This is a genomic window from Cytophagia bacterium CHB2, assembly GCA_030263535.1.
Taxonomy (GTDB): domain Bacteria; phylum Zhuqueibacterota; class Zhuqueibacteria; order Zhuqueibacterales; family Zhuqueibacteraceae; genus Coneutiohabitans.
In genome coordinates, this window is the sequence record SZPB01000516.1 from 1 (window position 1) to 3,421 (window position 3,421).

General features: G+C 55.0%; 2 protein-coding genes. Both read right to left on the reverse strand.

Annotated elements, in window-relative coordinates:
- Nucleotides 1–776: 776 nt before the first annotated feature.
- Nucleotides 777–1,802 (reverse strand): hypothetical protein, encoded by a 1,026-nt coding sequence (locus tag FBQ85_28225; protein ID MDL1879021.1) that lies wholly within the window; start codon nt 1,800–1,802, stop codon nt 777–779.
- A gap of 214 nt (nt 1,803–2,016) precedes the next feature.
- The coding region (locus FBQ85_28230; protein ID MDL1879022.1) for an MBL fold metallo-hydrolase at nt 2,017–3,421 on the reverse strand (1,405 nt) is incomplete at its 5' end.

A 3,421-nucleotide genomic window follows, 5' to 3' on the forward strand; every position in this document is an offset into this window, starting at 1 on the left:
CAAAGACAGCCGCGAAACCCGCAAAGAAATACTCGATTCACTGTTGGACGGACTTTACGAAACGCGCAAGATTGCGGTGCAAGGCCCGATTTATTTCGACCGGTGCATGACGCAGCTCATGAACGAAGATGTTCCCAGGCTGCGCACGCAAACCGAAGCGCTCGAGAACGCAACCATCAAAAATTTGTGGGAAGAGATTTGAGCGGCGCGCAGTGATCCACCGGCGCGGAAGCGCAACGGGTGATCGCTGACAGCCCAACATCAAAACAAAAATGCGCAAAGGTTGAGCCGAGGCGCATCATATCAATAAAACGAAAAATCCACCCGCACGCGAAAGGCCTCCGGTCCCGGAGTTCAAATGCGGGTGGATTTTAATTTTTATGACAGCGTTGCATCCATCAACGGCGAAGCTGCCGGGGATAGCATTGGGCCACGATCAACCGCCGTCAACTTCACGAACTCAGCCTGGTGATTCTGAAAAACTTCATTGAGTTGATCGTTGATTCCGGTGCCGTAAACGTGGTACAAGCCGAAATTAAGAGGCCGGCGGCGTCGAGAAAAGACTCGGCTAAATCTTCCAATCCGTGATCATAGTCGCCGCAATTAGGGCGATTCGCTTCTCAAAGTTCGAATAAAATTCTGAAGGGTTCTTGCCCACAAAATTGAAATTTCTCAAAAAGGCCTTTTTGCTTTTGTGGGCAGAGTCTCAAGCTGCTCGAGTATCTGCGATTTTCAGTTTGTCTGAAAATCGGTGGCGGGATTGCGCAATAAAAATCTTAATGCTCCATCTTGCCGGCCACGATCGTCACATCGTCGCTGAACATTTGTTTGCCGATAAACGCTTGCAACGCCGTGCGCAATTCCCGGATGGCAATTTGCGGAGAGGCCGCATGATGCCGGGAGGCAATCTCCGCCAATCGCTGATCGCCAAACTCTTCGTGCGCGGTGTTCATGGCTTCGGTGACGCCGTCGGTATAAAGCATAAAGACATCGCCGGGCGTGAGGGTGACGGTGGCCGCATGATAATCGAAACTCTCCGCCAGGCCGATGGCCGCGCCGGTCGGTTGCAGCCAATGCCGGTCATCACGATTGTTCCCGCGCAGCAGCAGCGGCGGGTTGTGTCCGGCATTGCAATATTCCAGCGCGCGCGAGGCCGGCTCGAAACGTCCGAGAAAAATTGTAATGAATTTGATAAGATGCACGTTGTGGCAGAAGAGCCCGTTCAAGCGCTGCAATACCGCGGCCGGACAGGTGTTCTCCGGCACGAGAATGCGCAACGAAGCTTGCAAGCTTGCCATGAGCATACTCGCGGGCAGGCCTTTGCCCATCACGTCTGCTATCGCAAGGCCCAAAGCGCCGTCGCGGAACCGGAAGAAATCAAAATAATCTCCGCCCACAATATCCGCGGGTTGAATGAAGGCGGCGAGCTGCAAACCCGGAATCTGCGGCAGTTCTTGCGGCAGCAATGCTTTGTGTACTTTGTGCGCCAACTCCAATTCCGCTTCGAGCCGGCGCATGTCCTCGACGGAATAATGCGAGAGACAGACATTGGCGGTAAAATCCATTTCCAGGCGGTCCGGCTCGATGTAATCATGGCAAATTTTGCAGATTCCCAGCGTTTTATCTTCGGCCTTTGCCAGGGCGGTGTCAAGAATCTGCAAATGCGCTTGCACGGCAGTTTCTTCTGCCGGGCCGAGGCGAATTTGTTTTTTAGAATCCGGCGTGTACTGCAGCCAATCGAGCAAATTTTGGCGCTGGCGGAGCAGATTTTCACGAATGCGTTGGAAGATTCTTGCGTCCATAGGGCTTTGAGAATTGCGATGAATTCATTCCGGCTGCCAGGACACGAAGTCGCGAAGAAACACCAGTTGCGCGAATGCTTGTGTTATTATTTTCGACAAGCTAGCCGCCATCGTGCTGGAAAAAATTTTAGAGCCTTCGTGTTCTGGCGGCAATGGGGTTTCTTTAACAAGAAGCGGCGGAGAATCATACGCAAACGCGCTGCCAGAGTTACGCTCACGCCGCCGTCTCTCCCCCTGCCTGCACCCAACTGCGGTAACCCTGCGCGAGGTGAACGACGCGATGGCCGTGCCGCGCCAGTATGGCTGCTGCGGGCCGTGAACGCGCTGCGGTTTGGCAATGCACCAAAATTGTTTTTTGTTTGGGAAGCTCGGTAAGATGGTCGAATATGCGCGTGTGCGCGACATTCAGCGCATTGGGCAAATGTCCCAATTCATATTCAAATGCCGCGCGAACGTCGAGCACGAATAAATCCTGATTTTGTAAACGGCGCTGCAATTCCGGCGCATCGATCTCTTCCAGCGTCGTAAGTGCGCCGCCCTTGGCCTGATAATCCGCCAGCGTGGTGGGCGTGGCATAACCGGCCACATTATCCAACCCGATGCGAATCAGCATGGTGACGGCTTCCGTGAGGCGTGCGCTGTCGATGATGAGATAAATCGGGCTGTCCGGCAAAATGTAGGAGCCGGTGATGGTCGGAAAGGCGTTGTTGAACGGCGCATGCAGCGCGCCCTTGAGATGGCCTTTGACAAACGCAGACCACGGCCGTGTATCGACGATCGTGGCCTCTTGCCCGTTGAGTTTGCCCAGGCCGGCGGCATCGAGCATGTGCGGCGCGGGAAATTTTCCCAACAGCGCCGGGCCCAGCTTGTTGTCGCGTTTCATGCGGCTGAAATAAAATGGCGGCTCGCTTTGGCCGTCAAGAATGGCTTCGACAAAACGCCCCTCCTCGGTGGCATAAGCCAGCGAGGCATTGAAGCGTTTTTCATAACCCACCGTGGATTGCGGCACCGCGCCCAGCGCTTTGCCGCACGCCGAACCCGCGCCATGCCCCGGCCACAGTTGCAGATAGTCCGGCAGCTTTTTGAATTCTTGCAAGGAATGAAACAGCGTACGCGCTGATTTTTCTTTCATACCTACCTGGCCGGCGGCTGTTTCCAGCAAATCCGGGCGGCCCACATCGCCGACAAAAACGAAATCACCGGTGGCAATACCCATCGGCTCGGTGGCGCCGCCGCCAAGATCCGTCACCATGAAACTCATGTGCTCCGGCGTGTGGCCGGGCGTGTGCAGCGCTTGAATTTGAATATTGCCGACTTTGAAGATGCTGCCATGCTTGAGCAACTCATGAGGGTAGCTGCCGCCGCCGGATTTTTGATGCAACCATTGATATTTCCAATCGGCGTCGCCTTCGTCGGAAAGATAAAGTTTCGCGCCGGTAGCCTCGGCCAGTTCGCGGCAGCCCGAAAGAAAGTCTGCGTGAATATGCGTTTCGGTCACGTGGCTGATTCGTAATCCTTCTTCTTCAGCAGCATTGAGGTATGGCTCAATCTTGCGGGAAGGGTCAACGACCAGCGCTTCACAAGTGGCCGCGCAGCCAACCAGGTAGGACGCCTGTGCC

Bases quoted from the DNA above. Each gene is read 5' to 3' on its own strand.
- FBQ85_28225 (MDL1879021.1), bottom strand. From the start codon at position 1,802: ATGGACGCAAGAATCTTCCAACGCATTCGTGAAAATCTGCTCCGCCAG.